This window comes from Psychrobacter sp. H26 (genome assembly GCF_059073035.1).
In genome coordinates this window covers 1,914,277-1,934,431 of sequence record NZ_JCACRW010000001.1, presented here as the reverse complement: position 1 = coordinate 1,934,431, position 20,155 = coordinate 1,914,277, and the positions used below count along the sequence as shown (strand labels likewise).

Sequence of the window (20,155 nt, the reverse complement as noted above, 5' to 3'; positions counted from 1 at the left end):
TGAATCCTCTAAGGAGCTTACGATGTCTCTAACCCCAATAAAACCAAAAAATACTCAAGCCATACCCGACTCAGCTATTGATAGTGAGAGCTCACATCAGCCTGCTTTATCGTGTTTACGCCTTGGTATTGGCGGGCCAGTCGGCAGTGGTAAAACTGCTTTGACCTTGAGACTATGTCAAAACCTGCGTGATACGATCAATATGGCAGTTGTCACTAACGATATTTACACCAAAGAAGATTCACAGTTTTTAACCCGTAATAACGCCATGCCAGCTGAGCGTATCCGTGGCGTTGAGACAGGCGGCTGCCCGCACACAGCCATTCGCGAAGATGCGTCTATCAATCTGACCACCATTGCCGAGCTGCAAGCGACCTTTGACGGCTTGGAGATGATCATCATCGAGTCAGGTGGGGATAACTTGGCCGCGACCTTCAGCCCAGAACTGTCTGATTTGACCTTATATGTCATTGATGTCTCTGCAGGCGACAAGATACCGCGTAAAGGTGGCCCCGGTATTACCAAATCTGATCTACTGATTATCAATAAGACCGATCTTGCGCCTATGGTTGGCGCGTCGCTTGAGGTAATGGAACGCGATGCCAAAAAAATGCGCGGTGATAAGCCTTTTGTCTTTAGCAATATGAAAACAGGTGACGGTTTAGATGAGATTATTGCCTTTATCAAAGAGCACGGCATGCTTGCGTAGCTTAGGCATATCCTTAGTCCGAATCCTTCACCATTGAAAATACAACATGAATAAAAAGGAACAAACCACATGACACGATATACAAAAGAGCTTGATGTCAAAAATGCTAAATTTTCACAGAGGTTGTCTACTCGTAGTCTCGTAGTTGGTTCATCGACACTGGCAATGTTGTCTGTGGTGCCGTCGCTGGCGCAAGCACACTCAGGGCATATTCATTCGAATACTGCGCAAGCGCCATCGTTCTTAGGTACGTTGCAAGCAGGACTAATGCATCCAGTGACTGGCCTTGATCATCTGTTTTTGGCAGTAGGCATGGGCATGTTGTTTTATGGACTACAAAAGCAGCGCCTAGGTATGATGTCATTGACGGCAGGATTGTCGTTGGGTGCAATATTGGGCACGATTGGTGTCTTGGTCGGTGGTATTGGGTTTGCGGCATCATCTGGGCTGATCGAAGTCGCCATATCATTATCGGTAGTCGTATTGGCAATGGTTTTGATGAGTCAAAAAAGCAGACAAGAAGCATTCTCTGCGCAGACCCATACAGCCCGTATGCCAAACATTCAGCAGTTGTCACTGTTTGGCTTTGGTGGTCTAGCAGTCTTTCACGGGTTGGCACATGCGCTTGAAGTGCCAGCGAATGTTGGTGTGAGCGGTCAGCTGGGTTTTTATGCAGGGATGATGGTCACGATGCTAGCGCTATATGCAGTTGGTACGCTAGTTAGTCAACAGTTGCAGCAACGATTTAGCGATAGCTTATGGTTACAGCGCGGGGTAGTACTGCTAGGGTTGAGCGCCGTATTTGCGCCTGTTTTGGTATAAGGCGCGTTTTATAGTACAAGTACGATGCTTGTAGGTTCGATAGTTGCGACTAATTTCATCTAGTTAACGAATGCCACAAAAAATGCGCCCCCGATCAAAAGGTCGGGGGCGCATTTTAGTTTTGATAATAGACTACAGCATATCTAAAAAGACAGCTTGTCGTATCAATTACATTGCTTGCTGCTGTTGCTGCTGAGCGGCTAGCAAGTCTTGGTAGCTAACTTCTTTGTCAGTGACTTTACCTTGTTCGATCAAGTAATCTACTACTTGGTCTTCTAGTACTACAGACTCAATGTTAGCACGCTGCTGCTTGTCATTGGTGTAGTACTCGATAACTTCTGCTGGATCTTCGTAGTTTTCAGCGGCTTCTTTGATGAAGGTTTCAACACGCTCTTGATCTACTTCTAGACCTTTGGTATCGATAACACGGGCAACGATGATACCAAGACGGGCAGCACGTAGCGCTTGCTCTTCAAATAGCTCATTTGGTAGCATGTCTTTATCGAAGCTATCAGCATTCGCACCGAACTGCTGAGAAAAACGTTGCATCATCATGTTGCGTTGACGCTCGATTTCTTGCTCTAGCATCGCGTTTGGTACGTCAAATTCGTTCTTTTCTAACAATGCGTCAAAAGTCGCTTGCTTAACTTGGCTACGCGCTGCATTTTTGATTTCGCGTTCCATGTTTTTGCGTACGTCTTCTTTCAACTTCTCAACGCCGCCTTCTTTTACGCCAAATAGCTCTAGGAACTCTTCGTTAATTTCAGGTAGCTTAGATTTTTCAACCAATTTTACGTTGATTTTGAACTGAGCTTCTTTACCAGCTAGGTTCTCAGCTTGGTAGTCTTCTGGGAAAGTCACGTCGATAGTTTTTTCTTCGCCAGCTTTCATGCCTTTAATACCCGCTTCAAAACCTGGGATCATCTGGTTGCTACCGATAACCAATTTGAAGTCCTCGCTAGAGCCGCCTTCGAATTTTTCGCCGTCGATAGAGCCTTCAAAATCAAAAGTCACTTGGTTGTCTTTTGCCGCCATGCCCTTTTTCTCAACGAATTCTTCACGTTGCTTTTGTAGGTTTTCGATCATGGTGTCGACGTCTTCTTCACTCACTTGTGCCGTGTGACGCTCAACTTCGATCTCATCGATACCTTGTACGTCTACTTCTGGGAAGATTTCAACAGTCGCTTGATATACCAAGAAATCATCTTCAAGTTTTACGTCGTCGATGTTAGGCATGCCAACAGCGCGGATGTCTTCAGATTTGATCGCTTCAAATACAGTATCACGGATGACATCGTTGATAACTTCTTGTTGAATGCCAGCACCATACTGTGAGCGGATGTGTGACATAGGGACGTTACCTTTGCGGAAACCGTCAATCTTGGCAGTTTTCGCAACTTGGCGAATACGGCCTTCAACTTTGTTTTGAATTTTTTCAACGGGTACTTTAACCGTGAGCTGAGTTTCTTTATTAGATAGCTTGTTGGTTGTGACTTGTAAATCTGTAGCCATGTTCATTACACCTTTAGGATTAAGTAGTACGTTTGATTAATGAAATAGTACTTAGGGTTAAATGGTAATAGACAAACCGTGCCTCAAATTACGGGCGTGTACAACCGGTTGCCGTTGGAATAAAAATAGGGGATAGTGATAAGCCCGCAACCTCAAAATCAGCACCAGTAGCCATCGCCGCTGATACTCATTAAGATAACGCTGTCCAAGTTGCAGACACTACCAAATATCAATCATAAACCGTTAATGCAGCGCATAATAACGCTTTTTGGTGAATTATACAGCCAAATAACGGCTTTCAACAAAATTTTAAAAGTAGAACAGTATAATCTATCTGTTTATTAAAGTAAAAATTATCTCTTTAACGCCATGTTTTCTTATGTTGCTGTTTTTATTAAGTACGCTTATCCAGTCAGTTGGGCAAGTTTAGGCCAACTGTTTTAGTAACTGCTTGATCGCCTGACCACGATGACTGATGCGGTTCTTGTCACCCGCACTGAGGCTTGCGGCACTGGCTTGCAAATCAGGTAACCAGAATAATGGGTCATAACCAAAACCGCCGTCACCATGCGGCGTCTCCAAAATCTCACCGTGCCATAGACCTTGAGCAATGATCGGCAGCGGGTCATCAGCATGACGCACCATAGCTAGCACGCACACAAACATACCTTTAACAGGCTCGCTCGCGTGCTCAGTACGAATAAGCTGTAAGTCAGCGATGAGTTTGGCGTTATTTTTACTATCGTTACCATGCTCACCAGCATAGCGAGCAGAGTAGATACCTGGCGCATTACCTAGTACAGGCACGCACAGTCCCGAGTCATCAGCAATAGCAGGTAGCCCACTGATACGGCTGGCGTGACGGGCTTTGATAATGGCGTTCTCTACAAAGCTCAAGCCATCCTCAACAGCATCCTCGATATCGAGTTGACCTTGCGGAACAATCGTTACGTTTAAATTTGCTTCTGCAAATAGCCTTTTGAATTCAGCCAATTTGCCTTTATTATTACTGGCGAGTACCCATTGGTCATCGGAGGTCGACTCAGTAGAAAGTAAAGAGGGGTCAGTAGTGCTCATATAGACATTCCGTTAGGTGAGTAGCGATGATTTGATCGACCTTGATAGCTATGTTGTGACTGTATTATGCTTGATAGCGTATGGCTATACGATGGTGGTGATTATCATTAAATGAATAACCAATTGCTATGCAAATTATGCGGGCTATAACATTTGGTAACTGATATTATTGGCTACTGTTGCTATAATGCTTTCTAAGCTACAGTGAATAAAATCTTATAGCTTGTGAACATTAAGTTAATAAAAGTCTATAGGGTTAGACACTTAGCCTTTAGACAAAGAATAATAGCAATAAGTAATAGCTAGATTAATTTTGGACTCATAATAATACGTGATACTGTGTTAAGCAATAACATGTATTAAGCGATCAAATTCATTTCAAACAATAAACTCAGCCAATTTAGCTCGATATTGTTTATGTCTTTAGTACGCATCTTCTTAGGGTAGTTCTGTTTTTAGGCTTGCCTATCGACAGAAATACTAACTTTGATGATATATTTCCGAGATATAAACAGTATGAGTGGTCAAATAAGCAAGGATAAAATAATTATGTCAAACATTACATTGCCAGACCTACCATATGCAAAAGACGCACTAGAGCCACATATCAGTGCCGAGACGCTAGAATACCATCATGATAAGCATCATGCTGCTTACGTAAATAAGCTAAAAGACTTGCTACCAGGTTCTGGTCTAGAAGACAAAACATTGCCAGAAATTATCAAGGCAGCTTCTGAAAGCGAAAGCACTCAAAACCTATTCAACCAAGCAGCTCAAGTATGGAACCACACGTTCTATTGGAACTGCATGACGCCAACAAACGGCGGCGGCGAACCTACTGGCGATTTAAAAGCAAAAATCGAAGAAGACTTCGGTAGCTATGACAAGTTCCGTGAAGAGTTCAAAAACGCAGCATTGACTCAGTTTGGTTCAGGTTGGGCATGGCTAGTGGCTGATAAAGTCGGTGGCAAATTGTCAATCGCCAAAACTGCCAACGCTGATACGCCACTTGCACATGACCAAGTTGCTGTACTGACTTGTGATGTATGGGAACACGCGTACTATGTAGATTACCGTAACCGTCGTCCTGACTATGTTGATACGTTCCTAGACAAGCTAGTGAACTGGGACTACGCAAATGCAAAATATAAAGGTCAAGATGCTGGCGTTGAAGCATAATCTTTAATAGCTAAGTATTTGATTGATAGAAAAGGACACCGAAAGGTGTCCTTTTTTTTGTTTGATCACTTTCAGTCGAAAAATGCTATTACGCTATACCACCGTTTGCACCGATATTTTGTCCTGTCACCCAAGCCGCTTCTTCGCTCACTAAAAATGCCACTATGCGGGCGATATCGATTGGTTCACCGATACGATTAAATGGTGACATACCAGCGAGATTTTCGATAGTCTCGTCAGCTTTACCTTGATTGAATAACTCAGTGTCAGTAGGGCCAGGAGAGACTGCATTGACAGTAATGTTGCGCTCGCCAACTTCTTTAGAAAAGATTCTAGTTAGCTGCTCTACCGCACCTTTGGTTGCACAGTATGTGCCATAGGCAGGCAGCATCATGCGAGTGGTCGTGCTTGAAAGGTTAACGATACGACCGCCATTATTGAGTTTAGTCGCCGCCTCACGTAGCGTGTTAAACGTGCCTTTTACATTGATAGAAAATATACGGTCAAAGTCTTCATCAGTGGTTTCTGCAATGGGTTTATTAATCATTATACCTGCGCTATTGACCAAAATATCTGGTTTGCCAAATTCACTGATGGTGGTGTCGAACAGCGTAGCCACTTGCTTAGTATTACTGACATCTGCTTGCACAGCGATAGCTTCACCGCCTGCTGATTTAATCTGGCTCACGATATCATTGGCTGCTGCGTCATCGTTTGCATAATTAATGACGGTTTTAGCTCCTGCCTCTGCAAGCAATATAGCTATCTGTGCGCCGATACCTTTTGATGAACCAGTTACAATCGCGACTTTATTTTTTAGGGTTGTCATTATTATTCTCTCTATTATTGTAGTTGAATATCAGTACGCTTATGTTGCATCTTGACTAATGTCTCTTGATTAGTAGGATATAAGTTACCAGTGTGCAAAACCGATAAGTAGAGCAATTCTGTAGGCTTGTTTTTAGAGAAATGTATGAGCTGGGTTTCTATAGGTTTGAAAGATAAAAATTTTGAGTTGCTAAGGGTTTGGATGAAAAAAAGGACACGGTGAGGTGTCCTTTTTTTGATTTATAGGTTATGGCTGCTGTCAGATTTTTACGGGTTTATTAGTCTCAATTTCTAGATTAGAAAGATAAGAAGGTATTACACAGTAGGCATTAACAGGTAAAAGCCTGAATAATAATTAGACATTAAGTGAACTTCACCTTTTCGAGTATATGAGAAAGGTAATACTTCTCCATATTTAGTAGTTAAAATACCTGTGACTTTTATAATAAAATCTTTTTTAGGAACTTGTTTTAGACTTATAGTTTGAGTAGCGAGGATACCTTCATTCAACCACTTCCCAACCATTATGCCCATCCATAACCGACTCATCGAATACTCTCACAAATCCTTGTTTCACCAATTCAATGCGCGATACTTCAGGTTCACCATCCGTTTTGATAACAGGTGCTTCTATAGGCGTAATCGATTGCCATGGTGCCCCTTGTCCTATTTTATTAGCCAATACAAAACTAAAGAACGCCGTATCGCCTGCCATCATACGTAGGTCATCAACGACCAACTGGGCGTCTTGTTTATTCGGTTCAACAACGTCATCAAGCATCGTTTGAGTTCGGTAGCCTGTCCAGTCACCTGAGAACCAATCAAGACGATCGGCATAAGGTCGGCTTTGCGCTGGCATGTTTGCGCGTAGCGTCTGCGAGTTGTCATACTGCGTCAGGTAGCGATACTCAGGTAAGCGACTGTCTAAAACGCTACCGCGTACTTCAATCAATCTATTTTTATCGTCTTCAGCGACTGTACGCCACATAAGCACTGTCGGCAGGGCAGGCATGGTTTTGAGGCGCGTGGTATGGATATTAGCCGCTGCCAAAGTTTGCTTAGCTTGAGACTGTGCATGGTATTTTAATCCTAAGCTAAGCAGTAAGTAACTACTACTAAGCAGCAGCATCCATAGAGTAAAGCGTTGACAGTTGATTAGCAGTCCTGCTTTGAATACCGCAAGTTTGCTACCCTTAATAAGTCCCAGAAGTAGTGCTATAAACAATGGCAAGGTATATAGCGGATCAATGATGAACATTGACGCAATGCTAAAAGGTGTCAGCGATAAAGACTCCTGTAGCGGCCACAGTAATTGAGTGCCATAGACGGTAAAGCTGTCTAAAATCGGATGGGTCGTCAGTGCCAACGTCATGGCTAGCGTTAAGCGAGCTTTGGAGTAAGGCAATGGCATGTTGCGCCATTGATGATAGCGACTGATTAGCAAAGCACCTATGATACCCACTGCAGTCAGGACAATCAGTGAGTGGCTAAAGCCGCGATGGTAAGTCATGTCACTGATGGGGTCAGGATAATGAACCAGCACATCCAAATCAGGTAATGTACCTAGCATTGCCCCGTACAGATAGGCTTTGCGACCTTGATACTTGCCAAGTAACGTGCCTTGTACGCTTGCGCCCAAGACGATTTGACTGAGTGAATCCATAGCGCTCTTATTAATGTAAGGGTTTAGATTAATTATAATACGTCAAAGTTATGCACTGCCAACACCTCACGCAGCATCGCAATATTATAGTAGGCGTGCGCATTGACGGTGTTTTGAAAAAAGATATAGAGCGTGTCAAAATGCTGACGCTGATTGGCAATCGCTTGTGCCCAGCCCTGCATCTCAGCTTCGCTATAACGATAATCATGACGGTCAGCTGCGCTCATCGCATCCCACCAGCCTGTGTTATTGCCATGCATACGCAGATAGCCAGTGCGCTCAGTGAATATCAATCGTGATGGTGGCAACCCACCGACTTTTGGATAGTCGACGCTGCACCAAATGAGACCTTGCTGCTGGAAACTATCGACCACTTGCGGCGTGTGCCAGCCGTTATGGCGGAACTCGATAGCAAGTGGATAATCTTTAAACCAACTGACAAGCTCTGCCAGATAGAGGCGATGCGTGCGGGTACGATCAAAACCGTGTGGGAACTGGAGTAATAACGGTGCTAACGCATCCGCTTCGATAAGCGGTGATAGAGCGTTTAGAAATGCCTGTGCATGCTCAGCAGTGCCTTTACGTGCATGAGTAAAGTCTTGATGCAATTTTACAGAAAATTTGAGCTGACTACCTGCTTGGGCGTAGGCTTTATCAACCATACCCGCAAAGGCTTTTTGCCCGATGGGCGCATAAAAGGTGCTGTTTATCTCAACTGCGCCGTATTGCTTGGCATATTCACGTAGGAAATCCGTCTTTTTGGTGCCTTGCGGGTACAGCGTACCGAGTAAGTCAGTATCGCTATAACCACCAGTGCCAAGATAGATACGCGGGGTAGGGGGACTCTCCATGTTGACCACTCACTGCCGTTTGAGGTAATAAAATTTACTACGATATCTTTTATTGTCGCTTATTCGACAAGCTACTTTTTACGCGACCAGAGCCATTCAATCAACGCCAGTAGAGCATCATTGTTTTTGCCAATGTTGTCTTTGTTACCGCCAAGCTCACGACTGATTGCTGCGCGTCCGTCATTAAAAAGAGATTGCGCGTAGCTGGTCGCATTATCGACACCCATCAGTTTTACATAGGTAGACTTGTCCAGCTTTTCATCGCTCCCCGCTGGTTTGCCAAGTGTGTCTGTCGTCATGGTGACGTCCAACACATCATCTTGGACTTGAAAGGCAAGCCCGATGTGTTGTGCGCACTCTTGCAGTGCCATGCGCTGCGGGGCTGTTGCACCAGCACAAACGCCGCCCATAAGCATAGCTGCCTCGATCAACGCCCCTGTCTTGTCGCGGTGAATGGCTTCTAAATCGTCCTGCGCGATACTGGTACTGGCTTCGGCATTAAGATCTAGCATTTGACCCGACACCATGCGCCGTGCGCGCGGAGCAAAAATTGCCAATAGCTGGCTTGCAATGTCCGCATTGAATGGCGCAAAGGTTGGCAGCTTTGCAGTGAGTATTTCAAATGCTAGCGTCTGCAGCACATCTCCTGCCAGCAGCGCCGTCGCTTCATCAAAAGCAATATGAGCCGTTGGCTGGCCGCGGCGTAGCTCATCATCATCCATACAGGGTAGATCATCATGTACTAGCGAGTAGGTATGCAGTAGCTCCACAGCCAGTGCAGCACGGCGCGACATATCATAGTCTGAGTCGTTCTCGAGTAATGAGTCCAGATCAGCGTTGAGCATATCGACATCATTGCGCTCGTCTTCACGATTACTCTTACTGCTGTTGATACTGGCAAAAGCACTGGCAACCATGAGTGGTCTTACCAGTTTGCCTTGTCCAGTCATCACATAACGGCAAGCATCGACCAGTGGACTAGGAAGCTTGGCATAAGCAAACAATACCTCGATGTCTTGCGCCAATTGTTCGCGCACAGCACCATGAAACTGCTCAGTGCTTTGAAAAGAAACAAAGTCAAAAGAGGTGATATCAGAAGAAGTAGTGCCAGAAGTAACGGAAACAGTCATAATCCAACCATTTATTAGGAGTACAGTAGAGACTTATCAGAGATAAGGTAAAAACAGTATTAGTGTAGCATGATAGGTTATACGGCTTTTGTGAGACACCGTATCAATTGATTGTTTTTTGCATTTTTTTATCACGATTCTCACAATGGGTGTAGATCCCAAAATAAGACATGCTAAGCTGAAATACAGCGACAAGATTTTGTTACTTATGGATGGTGTCACTCACTGGTTGAATATGCTTTGATAAAGGTGCAATCTAAGTAAGTTGTATTTATTGAGCACAGCAACGGTTTATCATCCTTGTGGTGGTAGACAGCATAGGCAAGCCAGATAAATTAATATCAAAACAGTAACTCAGTATACAGTCATTCACTAAAACACTTTGCGCATAAGGTAAATGCCTACGGGTGATTTAAGAGTGACTTGCGAGTATGGTATTAGCTTGTGACAGCTAGGGGCATAATCCCCTACACTAATTGACGTGAAAATGGTCCGATAGTGATCGTATTGAGTTTTGCTCAGTGTGGTCGATCATCTGTATTGGAGCATGTCTCAGTCAGTATTTTAATATCAGTGGTTGTAACATATAAATGAAGCGCCGTGTGATGGGATGCAAGCGTCAACACAAGTATCCCATCATGAGCGCTGGATAATAAAGACATCTTCACTCGTGCGTAAGCTATGTGTTTATCTCTAAGACGTAGCATGCGTGGAGTGCTATTACCCATTTTACTAACAATAACTGGCTATTTATTTAATTCAAAACGTAGCTTTCGTTATATAGAAAGGAGTTTCAAATGGTATACCAAGGAAATCGCATCACGGTGACAATGCTAGAGGATGGCATCGCCAACATGCAGTACAACGCCGAAAATGAGAGCGTGAACAAGTTTGATGCTGAGACCAACAAGCAGTTTGGTGAAGCCGTTAGCGCGTTAGAAAAAGCTGACGACGTAAAAGGTCTTATTGTAACTTCAGCCAAAGGCGTGTTTATCGCTGGTGCTGATATCACAGAATTTGTCGGTTCTTTCAAAAAATCAGAAAGCGAGATCAAAGATTGGGTCGTTCATGTCAATGACGCTTTCAACCGTTTTGAAGACCTACCATTCCCGAAAGTTGCTGCCATCAATGGCGCTGCGATGGGCGGTGGTTGTGAGATGACATTGGTCTGTGAATATCGCGTCATGAGCGACAAAGCAATCATTGGCCTACCAGAAACTCAACTTGGTATTTTCCCAGGATTTGGTGGTACAGTTCGTAGTACACGTGTGATCGGTATCGACAATGCGCTTGAGCTTATCGCTACTGGTAGCCCAAAGAAAGCGTTGCCAGCGTTGAAGCTAGGCTTAGTTGATGCAACCGTTCCTGCTGATGACTTACAAGATGCTGCAATTGACCTAGTCAAAAAATGTATCTCAGGTGAGCTTGATTGGAAAGCAAAACGTGAAGAAAAACTGGTCCCAGTTAAGCTAAACCAGCTTGAGCAAGCCATGGCGTTTAACAGTGCCAAAGGTGCTATTTTTGCTAAAGCCAATCCTAAACAATACCCAGCACCAGCGCTAGCAATCGAAGCGATTGAGAAGCACGTCAATCTACCACGTGACAAAGCAATCGAAGTAGAAGCGGCTGGTTTTGCTAAAGCGGCTAAAACCCCACAAGCAGAGAGCTTGGTTGGTCTATTCTTAAACGATCAGTTGGTTAAAAAGCTAGCGAAGCAACACAGCAAACAAGCACATGAAATCGATGAAGCCGCTGTACTAGGCGCTGGCATCATGGGCGGCGGTATCGCGTATCAAGCAGCCAGCAAAGGCCTGCCAATCATCATGAAAGATATTAAGTCTGAGCAATTAGACCTTGGTATGGGCGAAGCCAGCAAACTGCTTGGCAAAATGGTTGAACGTAAGAAAATGACCCCAGCGAAAATGGGTGAAACGTTGAGCCGTATCCGTCCTACTTTGAACTATGGCGACTTTTCTGAGACTGATATCGTAATCGAAGCGGTCGTAGAAAATCCAAACGTAAAACGTGCGGTACTAAAAGAAGTAGAAGGCCTGGTAAAAGACGATTGCATCCTAGCGTCAAACACCTCGACGATCTCTATTACTTATCTAGCAGAAGCGCTTGAGCGTCCAGAAAACTTCGTGGGTATGCATTTCTTTAACCCAGTACATCGTATGCCACTGGTAGAAGTTATCCGCGGTGAGAAATCATCTGAGGAAGCCGTGGCGACGACTGTTGCACTAGCCTCTAAAATGGGTAAAGTCCCTGTTGTAGTCAATGACTGCCCAGGTTTCCTTGTGAACCGTGTCTTGTTCCCATACTTTGGCGCTTTTGACTTACTACTCAAGCAAGGTGCTGATTTTGCTCATGTCGATAAAGTCATGGAAAAATTCGGCTGGCCAATGGGTCCTGCATACCTAATCGACGTTGTCGGTCTAGACACAGGTGTACATGGCGCAGCAGTAATGGCGGACGGTTTCCCTGATCGTATGAAGCCTGACTACAAAGGTGCCATCCAGCATCTATATGAGAACGAGCGTCTAGGTCAGAAAAACGGCATTGGTTTCTATAAGTATGAAACTGACAAGCGCGGTAAGCCAAAGAAAGTTGCTGACGAAGCCACTTACGAGTTACTCAAAACCACGACTGACAGCGACAAGCAAGAATTTGATGATCAAGCGATCATCGACCGTACTATGATTGCGTTCTGCAACGAAACGGTTCGCTGCCTAGAAGACAACATTGTAAGCACGCCTGCCGAGGCCGACATGGCAATGATCATGGGCGTAGGTTTCCCGCCATTCCGCGGTGGCCCTTGCCGTTATGTTGACCAAATGGGTCTAGATAACTATTTGGCACTGTGTGAAAAGTATGCACACCTTGGCAAAGCCTATGAAGCGCCGCAAAAGATTCGCGATATGGCAGCAGCTGGCGAGACTTTTTACTCAGTCGCTTAATGAACATACCGTATTAGGATAAGTGTGGTACGTCTGGCAAAAGAGAGATAACAATGGATTTATTAATACTCTTTGATTGCAGACGTACTGTTTTAGTAGATTTACTTCAGAACTGATGGATGGGATTAATCATCGACGTACATAGCATACGGTGCTTTGTGCAAGACCAGTAAACCATAGCGCTGAAGTGGACTGCCTACACTGACAATAAAAATTGAAAAGGAAGATAGTATGACAACTTTAAGTCCAAAAGATGTGGTCATCGTAGATGGCGTACGCTCGGCAATGGGCAAAACCAAAAACGGTATGTTCCGCCATGTACGTGCTGACAGCATTTCAGCTGAACTGGTACGTGCTTTGGTAGAACGTAATGACTTTGATACCAATGACATCGAAGATATTATCTGGGGCTGTGTTAACCAGACTCTAGAGCAGGGTCTAAATATTGGTCGTAACATCGGTCTGCTAGCGGGTATTCCAAAAACTGCTGGTGGACAAACGGTCAACCGTCTATGTGGCTCTTCTATGCAAGCGCTACATACTGCTGCTGCGCAAATCATGACCAACCAAGGTGATGTATTCATCATCGGTGGCGTCGAGCACATGGGCCACGTAGGCATGATGCACGGCGTTGATTTGAACCCAGCTGCCTCTAAGCACTATGCAAAAGCTTCAAACATGATGGGCTTGACCGCTGAGATGCTAGGCCGTATGAATGGCATTACACGTGAAGAGCAGGACGCTTTTGGTCTTGAGTCACATCGCCGTGCATGGGCTGCGACCACTGAAGGTCGTTTTGACAATGAAATCATCGGCATCGAAGGTCATGATGCGGCTGGTCGCTTGCAATTATGTACTGTGGATGAAGTGATTCGTCCAGATGCGACGATGGAGCAAATGCGCAACCTACGTCCAGCGTTTGATCCAAAAGGCGGTACGGTTACAGCAGCAACCTCATCTGCATTGTCTGATGGTGCGTCAGCCATGCTAGTCATGAGCGCACAAAAAGCCAAAGATCTTAGTCTAAAACCGCGTGCCCGTATTCGTAGTATGGCCGTTGCTGGTTGTGATGCAGCTATCATGGGCTATGGTCCTGTACCTGCTACTAACAAAGCACTAAAACGTGCTGGCATGAGCATCGATGACATGCAAACCATCGAGCTAAACGAAGCGTTCGCAGCTCAGGGTCTGTCTGTATTGAAAGGACTGAACCTGTCTGACAAGCAAGACATCGTTAACATCAACGGTGGTGCAATCGCTCTAGGTCATCCACTAGGATGTTCAGGTGCTCGTATCACCGTAACCTTACTAAACGCAATGGAGCAGTCAGATACTGAAATCGGTCTAGCGACGATGTGTATCGGTCTTGGTCAAGGTATTGCTACTGTTATTGAGCGCGTTTAATCTAGTCTATATAAATAAGATTATCTGAACACGCAAAAACAGCTACTTTCTAATAAATAAAACCCCCAGCCATAATGACTGGGGGTTTTTTTATGGCATAAATAAACGAGGCACATGCCCAAAAACAAAACATGTGGTGCGTTTGCAAATTATCTCCATTGACGCATCCAAAAAACTGTGACTAAATAAGAGTGAGATAAACCATGGCACTATTAATGATCATTCTAAAATAGCTTTTGATAATAACTGTCAGCCGTACAAGGAGTGTACTATGTCTACCATGATTAATGATCGCACCTATCGAATCGCTCGTGAGAACACCCAGGCGATGATTATTGATGTACAAGAGCGCCTAACACCGCATATCTATGACCACGAAAACATCGTCAAAAAAACAGTTACTCTAATCAAAGGGCTGCAAGCACTCAATATCCCAATTATGCTGAACGAACAATACAAAAAGGGGTTGGGGGATACCTTGCCAGAGTTACGCGACGTGCTTGAAGGTGATAATGCTAAGAGCTTCGAAAAAGTTACCTTTAGTGCTTGTGATAACAATGACACGTGGCATCATTTGGCGCAGCAGAACCGTAGTACCGTGTTGCTATTTGGTGCTGAAGCGCATGTCTGTATTATGCAGACAGCATTAGATTTATTAGACAACGGCATGCAACCTGTCATCATTGGCGATGCGGTTGGCTCTCGTTTCCCTTACGATAAAAAACAAGCGATTCGCCGTATCCGCCGTGCGGGCGGAGTGATCAGTACTGTTGAGTCGATATTATTTGAGCTATGTCGTAGTAGTGAAGATCCTGCGTTCAAAACCATTATTAATTTGATAAAGTAGACAGTCATATAATAGGGTGCTCAGTCATTTAACTGAAACATTTATAAGAGATAGCGCTTGATAAGATCAGCGCTATCTTGCTGTTAGCAACATCATAATTCGCAAAATCATCAAAAAATTAGAGAGAAATATGTCCTCAAACACAACTATGTCATTGACCAACCCAAAGTCTGCTGCAAACATCGACATAGATGATGTTACTCACTTCTTATTAGAGCTAGATGCCCTCAAGCGTATCAATCGCCGTAGCTATGTGACACAAACCACTCGCCGCGAAAACTCTGCCGAGCACTCTTGGCACTTAGCTATGGCGTGTTGGTCGATTGCTGAAGCGTTTGAATTAGATGTCAATCATGAGCGACTGCTAAAGATGGCACTGGTACATGATTTAGGTGAGATTGACGCTGGCGATACGTTTTTATTCGCAAACAGTCGTAGCGATGCGCACGTTGAAGAGCGCGCTGGTATTGCTCGACTACAAGCAGAGCGCGGCAATGGTATCGCAGCGTTAAGTGAGGTTTGGGAGGCGCAAGAAACGGGTAGCAGCAAAGAAAGTCAGTTGCTTAGAGTGGTTGACCGCTTATTGCCGTTTTTACTCAATCTCAATACTGAGGGAAAAACGTGGGTCGAAGCTCAGGTAACACGTTCGCAGGTAGCTTGTGCCCTTGCTTTTATCAAAGATAGCTTTCCACCTATTCATGATTGGCTTACCAAAAATATCGACTATGCAACCCAGCAAGGATGGCTGATCGATGCATAACTCTATATGAGTGACAGTCATAAAAAAGCCCAGTTAAGCATGCATTAACACACCTAACTGGGCTGATATTTTGAGCGTTTTTATACGGTCATATTATTGAGTATTTGCCATACCCAACAGTTGACCCATTTGCACGACGCTGTTGGCTTGCATGTTATCCAACCAGTCAGCTTTTGCCGCTTTTGGCAGCACCACGATAGCCGTTGAGCCTAAATAAAAACGTCCAAGTTCATCCCCTGCGGCAAACGGCATGTCATGATCAGCTTCTTGGATGTCGTCAGTACGAGTGATTTTGCCCGTTGCGACGGTTTCGATACCAGCGACGATCATAGCGCCTACCATGACAACAGCTGCTTTGCCATACTTGGTATCGAACATGCATACCAGACGCTCATTACGAGCAAATAAATCTGGTACGTTAGCGGCCGTAGTGTTATTAACCGAAAACAACGTGCCAGGTACGTAGCGAGTCTTGGTCAACGTACCTGTAAACGGCATATGGACACGGTGATAATTGCTAGGCGCTAGGTAGATCGTCGCAAAACTGCCATCCGCAAAGTAACTGCCATCTTCGCTATCAGCCAGCAGCTGTCCAACATCATAGTGACGACCCTTGGCTTGCAATAGCTTATGGTCTTGGATTTGTCCAAGCTGAGAGATAATACCATCAGCAGGGCTGACGATACCGTTGTCAATGGTATCGATGGTACGAGCGTCTTCTTTTAATTCACGAGTGAAAAAGTCATTAAAGCTTTCGTACGCGTTGAGACTCTGGCGCTCATACTCGTCTAGGCTGATGTTATAGGCTTTTGCAAAACTACGAATAAAGGTACGTTTAACATAAGGATGGCGGCTGGCGGCCAAACGTCCAGCGACTTTGCTGAGCTGCTGCTGTGGTACCAGCTGTTGTAAGGTGGTAAATACATTCATAATACGGCTACCAAAATAAGAGATGATGTCATTATTGCATGTGCAAGTTAATGACCGTATTTTATCATGGACAGCCCATTATTGTCTGAGCATAATCTGTTAAGGAATGAGTAAATGAAGGCACTTATACAACGAGTTAGGCGGGCTAGTGTGACTATCGATGAGCATTGTGTTGGCAAAATAGATCATGGAATACTGGCTTATATTGGTTTGGGGCATGAGGATAGTCTGAGCACGGCTCAGCGAATGATTGATAAAATTCTCACGTATCGTATTTTTGAAAATGATGAAGATCCCACAAAATTTGGTAAACTGGATAAAGATGTCCAGCAGGCAGGCGGTGGTTTGTTATTGGTGTCGCAGTTCACTTTGATGGCAAAAACAGACAAAGGTCGCCGTCCTGATTTTGGTGGTGCAATGGCACCTGATGCGGCTCAAATACTGTTTGAGCAACTTATAGACTATGCAAAAACACAGTACCCAAACGTCGCCACTGGTCAGTTTGGCGCTGACATGCAAGTCGCTAGTGTCAATGACGGACCCCTAAGTTTTCTACTGGAGATCTGACACTAGAGTGTCATCAAGCTGTCATAATTAATCCGTTTAATAGATAAAGACTGGTGAGTATTTATCGCCTTTTTGCATGCTAAATTTTGCCCTCTAACACTGAGAATGTCATATGTATAACGAGCAAATTTTGATTGTTGAAGATGAACCTGCGATTCGTGAAATGGTTGTGATGACGCTAGAAATGGCTGGATTTGAGAGCCTGCAAGCCGCTGACGTCTCAGAGGCGCACCAGCAAGTGGTCGATCATAGACCGTCGCTGATCTTGTTAGATTGGATGCTGCCGGGAGACAAAAGCGGCGTTGATTTTTGCCGTATGCTAAAGAACGATGAGCTGCTCTCTGAGATACCAGTCATTATGTTGACAGCTAAAAGTGAAGAGGACAGTAAGGTTTATGGACTCGATGCGGGTGCAGATGACTACATGACCAAGCCTTTTTCAACCCGTGAGTTGATCTCTAGAATCAAAGCGGTATTGCGCCGTAGTAGTGCGATGAGTAGTGACAAGCCTATTGAAATCGGTCAGTTGAGTCTAGATACCAAAAGTCAGCGTGTGACCGCCGCCGGAAAAGTCATCGATGTGGGTCCGACAGAGTATCGTCTATTGGCGTTTTTTATGAGTCATCCAGAGCGCGCTTATACACGAACGCAGCTCCTCGATCAGGTTTGGGGCGGCAACGTATACATCGAAGATCGCACCATCGACGTACATATTAAACGTCTGCGTAAACTCTTGCGTCCTCATGACTGTGATACATTGATACAGACGGTACGCGGTACAGGCTATCGATTCTCTAGTCTTATTGAGCCAAGCTAGTCTTGCATACATAAGGTCGCTGGAATACTAAAATAGCGGATAGTGGTAAGGATAAGAAATGGACAAGACAGTGCCAGCACAACACAAAAAAAACCATAACAGCCATCAGCAAGATACCCCAGAAAACACCTCTGCCCAGCATGAAGCAGAGCAGCTACAAAAAATCAGAAGCGCACTGCGAGCACTACGAGACGCGGTGATTTTAATCGATGAGAATGATTGCTTAGGATGGTGGAATCAGGCGGCGCAGGATCTATTGTCTTTGCAGCAAGATGATAAAGGGAAGAGTGTCTTTGATTTTATTACCATACCAGAGTTTCACCAGTATTATGAAGACACCACGCTGCCCAATGACGGCATCCACATAGAGTCATGGCGCGACCCTAGCCGCTACCTAAAATTTGAGCTCACGTTTTTTGGTGATGAAAAACTCCTATTTATTTATGATGTGACGCGCTTAAAGCACCTAGAGCAGATGCGCCAAGACTTTGTAGCAAACGTCTCTCATGAGCTACGCACACCATTGACCGTCATGACCGGTTACTTGGAAAACTTTACGGATCAGCCAGATATGCCGCCCCATTGGCGCCGTGGTTTTGAGCTCATGACTCAGCAAACCGCGCGTATGAATAGAATCGTAAATGACTTGCTGCTTTTATCTAGAATTGAGATCGAAGAGACGCACGAAGTCAATGCTATAGATATGACCAAGCTACTCACCAATATCTATGATGATGCGCAAGCCTATAACCAAGCCTATAAGCACATCATTCATCTGCATATAGACACCTATGATGGTCTATATGGATCAGAGATGTACTTAAACAGTGCATTGTCCAATCTGGTGATCAACGCGATAAAATACACACCAAAAGGTGGCAATATTACTATCAGTTGGACGCGAACATCAGATGGATGCCGGTTTGCAGTCGAAGACGACGGATTGGGGATAGCACCAGAGCATATTGTTCGTTTGACGGAGCGCTTCTACCGTGTTGATAAAGGTCGCAGCCGTGCCACAGGTGGTACAGGTCTGGGGTTAGCTATTGTAAAACACGTACTGCATCAACACGAAGCGCAGCTACAGATTGAATCAATAGAGGGTGAGGGTTCGACATTTAGTGTGGTATTTCCAGCCACTTATGTGCGTACAGTCACCGCAAACTAGGGCGTGTCCTTACTTCAAACGCTTATCACTAAATGGGCTAAAAATGGCTAAATCTTTGGCAAGCGGCGTCAAATAGCTGATCAATATCTCGATATTGTCTGCACTATTTTCCTTGTTAGCTTGCGATTTATTTCATTTTTATCACCATTTTTAAAATAGGGACACGCCCTAGCACCTCTCTTGATATAAGTTATTAGAGCTTTTTATACATTATGCTTAATTCTTTTGTAAAAGTGGGTAGGGGTTCACAGCACTGCCATTAATATAAATACCATAATGTACATGCGGCGGTGTCCCTTTTGCATTGCCGCTATTACCCACGTAGCCAATAGTATCACCTTTATTGACCCAATCATTGGGAGAGATATCAGCATAGTCCTCTAGATGAGCATAATAATGTCCTGCACCGCCCGGTCCTACCACTACGACCACGAGGCCACCTAAAGTATTTTCGCCAACTTTGCTCACGATACCCTGCGTGGTTGACTGTATGGGTGTTCCTCGTTCTGCAAAGATATCGATACCTTCATGTGAGCGCCCTTGACTGCGTGCTGCGCCCCACGTATCTGTTAGGTTTTGCCCTGGTAGTGGGCTGGGTAAGCTATCTTCTGTCGGCAGTTCTTGCTGCAGCAAACTCATCTGTTGCCATTTGGCGACCACAAATGATTGGGTCTGTTGGCTGATATCGGGCAGTAGCTTATCAAACACAAATAACAGCCCCAGCAATACCACTGCTCTAATCAGTACGCTCAACACGCGCCCAAAAATAGAAGGCTTGGGTTGTTTGTTTTTTTCATCTGCTAGCATTGAGGTCTCTTATTTGTTTTATACGATATAAGACTTTATTATAGAAGCCCTGTATACAAAGGTGTGTATAGCATTGTTATCTATAGATTTTATCCCCATAAATACAGGTGTCATTAAACACAAGCAC

Annotated in this window: 18 protein-coding genes; 10 read left to right on the top strand and 8 right to left on the bottom strand. The window is 44.6% G+C overall.

Translation table 11 applies throughout. The features are described from left to right. Positions 1-22 precede the first annotated feature (22 nt). Positions 23-709, top strand: coding sequence for an urease accessory protein UreG (gene ureG / locus AC5JPT_RS07985; RefSeq protein ID WP_493844213.1), 687 nt, complete (start codon positions 23-25; stop codon positions 707-709). Positions 710-778: 69 nt separating this feature from the next. Further along, positions 779-1,531 carry a HupE/UreJ family protein gene (locus AC5JPT_RS07980; RefSeq protein ID WP_493857723.1) on the top strand — a complete coding sequence of 251 codons (753 nt, stop codon included), beginning with the start codon at positions 779-781 and terminating at the stop codon, positions 1,529-1,531. 168 nt (positions 1,532-1,699) lie between these two features. Here the strand turns inward: AC5JPT_RS07980 and tig are convergent, their stop codons facing one another. Together tig and rdgB are read right to left on the bottom strand one after the other, a co-directional pair. Beyond that, positions 1,700-3,043 carry a trigger factor gene (tig, locus tag AC5JPT_RS07975; RefSeq protein ID WP_493857722.1) on the bottom strand — a complete coding sequence of 448 codons (1,344 nt, stop codon included), beginning with the start codon at positions 3,041-3,043 and terminating at the stop codon, positions 1,700-1,702. Between the two features lie 426 nt (positions 3,044-3,469). After that, positions 3,470-4,120 (bottom strand): RdgB/HAM1 family non-canonical purine NTP pyrophosphatase, encoded by a 651-nt coding sequence (gene rdgB, locus AC5JPT_RS07970; protein ID WP_493857721.1) that lies wholly within the window; start codon positions 4,118-4,120, stop codon positions 3,470-3,472. 549 nt (positions 4,121-4,669) lie between these two features. Here rdgB and sodB point away from each other — a divergent pair. Continuing rightward, complete coding sequence (sodB, locus tag AC5JPT_RS07965) at positions 4,670-5,299, top strand: superoxide dismutase SodB (RefSeq protein ID WP_319051038.1); 630 nt, start codon at positions 4,670-4,672, stop codon at positions 5,297-5,299. A gap of 88 nt (positions 5,300-5,387) precedes the next feature. Here the strand turns inward: sodB and AC5JPT_RS07960 are convergent, their stop codons facing one another. The 4 genes from AC5JPT_RS07960 to AC5JPT_RS07945 form a co-directional block, all read right to left on the bottom strand. After that, positions 5,388-6,128, bottom strand: a complete 741-nt coding sequence (locus AC5JPT_RS07960; protein ID WP_493857720.1) for an SDR family oxidoreductase — start codon at positions 6,126-6,128, stop codon at positions 5,388-5,390. Positions 6,129-6,629: 501 nt separating this feature from the next. Beyond that, positions 6,630-7,790, bottom strand: coding sequence for a metal-dependent hydrolase (locus AC5JPT_RS07955; RefSeq protein WP_493857719.1), 1,161 nt, complete (start codon positions 7,788-7,790; stop codon positions 6,630-6,632). Positions 7,791-7,822: 32 nt separating this feature from the next. Beyond that, entirely contained in the window at positions 7,823-8,641 is an 819-nt protein-coding gene (locus AC5JPT_RS07950) for a DUF72 domain-containing protein (RefSeq protein WP_493857718.1), read from the bottom strand. Between the two features lie 71 nt (positions 8,642-8,712). After that, positions 8,713-9,771 (bottom strand): polyprenyl synthetase family protein, encoded by a 1,059-nt coding sequence (locus AC5JPT_RS07945; RefSeq protein ID WP_493857717.1) that lies wholly within the window; start codon positions 9,769-9,771, stop codon positions 8,713-8,715. 797 nt (positions 9,772-10,568) lie between these two features. On the opposite strand from AC5JPT_RS07945, the gene fadB reads away from it, so the two are divergent. The 4 genes from fadB to AC5JPT_RS07925 all read left to right on the top strand — a co-directional run bounded on the left by fadB (position 10,569) and on the right by AC5JPT_RS07925 (position 15,739). After that, entirely contained in the window at positions 10,569-12,728 is a 2,160-nt protein-coding gene (fadB, locus tag AC5JPT_RS07940; RefSeq protein ID WP_493857716.1) for a fatty acid oxidation complex subunit alpha FadB, read from the top strand. 231 nt (positions 12,729-12,959) lie between these two features. Continuing rightward, positions 12,960-14,132 (top strand): acetyl-CoA C-acyltransferase FadA, encoded by a 1,173-nt coding sequence (gene fadA, locus AC5JPT_RS07935; protein WP_493857715.1) that lies wholly within the window; start codon positions 12,960-12,962, stop codon positions 14,130-14,132. Positions 14,133-14,403: 271 nt separating this feature from the next. Next, positions 14,404-14,979 carry an isochorismatase family protein gene (locus tag AC5JPT_RS07930; RefSeq protein WP_493857714.1) on the top strand — a complete coding sequence of 192 codons (576 nt, stop codon included), beginning with the start codon at positions 14,404-14,406 and terminating at the stop codon, positions 14,977-14,979. Between the two features lie 130 nt (positions 14,980-15,109). Continuing rightward, positions 15,110-15,739, top strand: coding sequence for an HD domain-containing protein (locus AC5JPT_RS07925; RefSeq protein ID WP_493857713.1), 630 nt, complete (start codon positions 15,110-15,112; stop codon positions 15,737-15,739). A gap of 93 nt (positions 15,740-15,832) precedes the next feature. Here AC5JPT_RS07925 and asd read toward each other — a convergent pair whose 3' ends face one another. Further along, positions 15,833-16,669 (bottom strand): archaetidylserine decarboxylase, encoded by an 837-nt coding sequence (gene asd, locus AC5JPT_RS07920; protein WP_493857712.1) that lies wholly within the window; start codon positions 16,667-16,669, stop codon positions 15,833-15,835. A 114-nt stretch (positions 16,670-16,783) separates the two neighbouring features. Between asd and dtd the strand changes: the two genes are divergently transcribed. The 3 genes from dtd (at position 16,784) to phoR (ending at position 19,221) form a co-directional block, all read left to right on the top strand. Beyond that, positions 16,784-17,236, top strand: a complete 453-nt coding sequence (gene dtd, locus AC5JPT_RS07915) for a D-aminoacyl-tRNA deacylase (protein ID WP_493857711.1) — start codon at positions 16,784-16,786, stop codon at positions 17,234-17,236. A 112-nt stretch (positions 17,237-17,348) separates the two neighbouring features. Continuing rightward, entirely contained in the window at positions 17,349-18,053 is a 705-nt protein-coding gene (gene phoB / locus AC5JPT_RS07910) for a phosphate regulon transcriptional regulator PhoB (RefSeq protein ID WP_319051026.1), read from the top strand. A gap of 58 nt (positions 18,054-18,111) precedes the next feature. Then, positions 18,112-19,221: a phosphate regulon sensor histidine kinase PhoR gene (gene phoR, locus AC5JPT_RS07905; RefSeq protein ID WP_493857710.1), complete on the top strand. Its 1,110-nt coding sequence runs from the start codon at positions 18,112-18,114 to the stop codon at positions 19,219-19,221. 216 nt (positions 19,222-19,437) lie between these two features. Here phoR and AC5JPT_RS07900 read toward each other — a convergent pair whose 3' ends face one another. Further along, positions 19,438-20,028, bottom strand: coding sequence for a M23 family metallopeptidase (locus AC5JPT_RS07900; protein ID WP_493857709.1), 591 nt, complete (start codon positions 20,026-20,028; stop codon positions 19,438-19,440). Positions 20,029-20,155 lie beyond the last annotated feature (127 nt).

Coding starts and splice junctions, on each gene's coding strand:
- ureG (WP_493844213.1), top strand. CDS start 23: ATGTCTCTAACCCCAATAAAACCAAAAAATACTCAAGCCATACCCGAC.
- AC5JPT_RS07980 (WP_493857723.1), top strand. CDS start 779: ATGACACGATATACAAAAGAGCTTGATGTCAAAAATGCTAAATTTTCA.
- tig (WP_493857722.1), bottom strand. CDS start 3,043: ATGGCTACAGATTTACAAGTCACAACCAACAAGCTATCTAATAAAGAA.
- rdgB (WP_493857721.1), bottom strand. CDS start 4,120: ATGAGCACTACTGACCCCTCTTTACTTTCTACTGAGTCGACCTCCGAT.
- sodB (WP_319051038.1), top strand. CDS start 4,670: ATGTCAAACATTACATTGCCAGACCTACCATATGCAAAAGACGCACTA.
- AC5JPT_RS07960 (WP_493857720.1), bottom strand. CDS start 6,128: ATGACAACCCTAAAAAATAAAGTCGCGATTGTAACTGGTTCATCAAAA.
- AC5JPT_RS07955 (WP_493857719.1), bottom strand. CDS start 7,790: ATGGATTCACTCAGTCAAATCGTCTTGGGCGCAAGCGTACAAGGCACG.
- AC5JPT_RS07950 (WP_493857718.1), bottom strand. CDS start 8,641: ATGGAGAGTCCCCCTACCCCGCGTATCTATCTTGGCACTGGTGGTTAT.
- AC5JPT_RS07945 (WP_493857717.1), bottom strand. CDS start 9,771: ATGACTGTTTCCGTTACTTCTGGCACTACTTCTTCTGATATCACCTCT.
- fadB (WP_493857716.1), top strand. CDS start 10,569: ATGGTATACCAAGGAAATCGCATCACGGTGACAATGCTAGAGGATGGC.
- fadA (WP_493857715.1), top strand. CDS start 12,960: ATGACAACTTTAAGTCCAAAAGATGTGGTCATCGTAGATGGCGTACGC.
- AC5JPT_RS07930 (WP_493857714.1), top strand. CDS start 14,404: ATGTCTACCATGATTAATGATCGCACCTATCGAATCGCTCGTGAGAAC.
- AC5JPT_RS07925 (WP_493857713.1), top strand. CDS start 15,110: ATGTCCTCAAACACAACTATGTCATTGACCAACCCAAAGTCTGCTGCA.
- asd (WP_493857712.1), bottom strand. CDS start 16,669: ATGAATGTATTTACCACCTTACAACAGCTGGTACCACAGCAGCAGCTC.
- dtd (WP_493857711.1), top strand. CDS start 16,784: ATGAAGGCACTTATACAACGAGTTAGGCGGGCTAGTGTGACTATCGAT.
- phoB (WP_319051026.1), top strand. CDS start 17,349: ATGTATAACGAGCAAATTTTGATTGTTGAAGATGAACCTGCGATTCGT.
- phoR (WP_493857710.1), top strand. CDS start 18,112: ATGGACAAGACAGTGCCAGCACAACACAAAAAAAACCATAACAGCCAT.
- AC5JPT_RS07900 (WP_493857709.1), bottom strand. CDS start 20,028: ATGCTAGCAGATGAAAAAAACAAACAACCCAAGCCTTCTATTTTTGGG.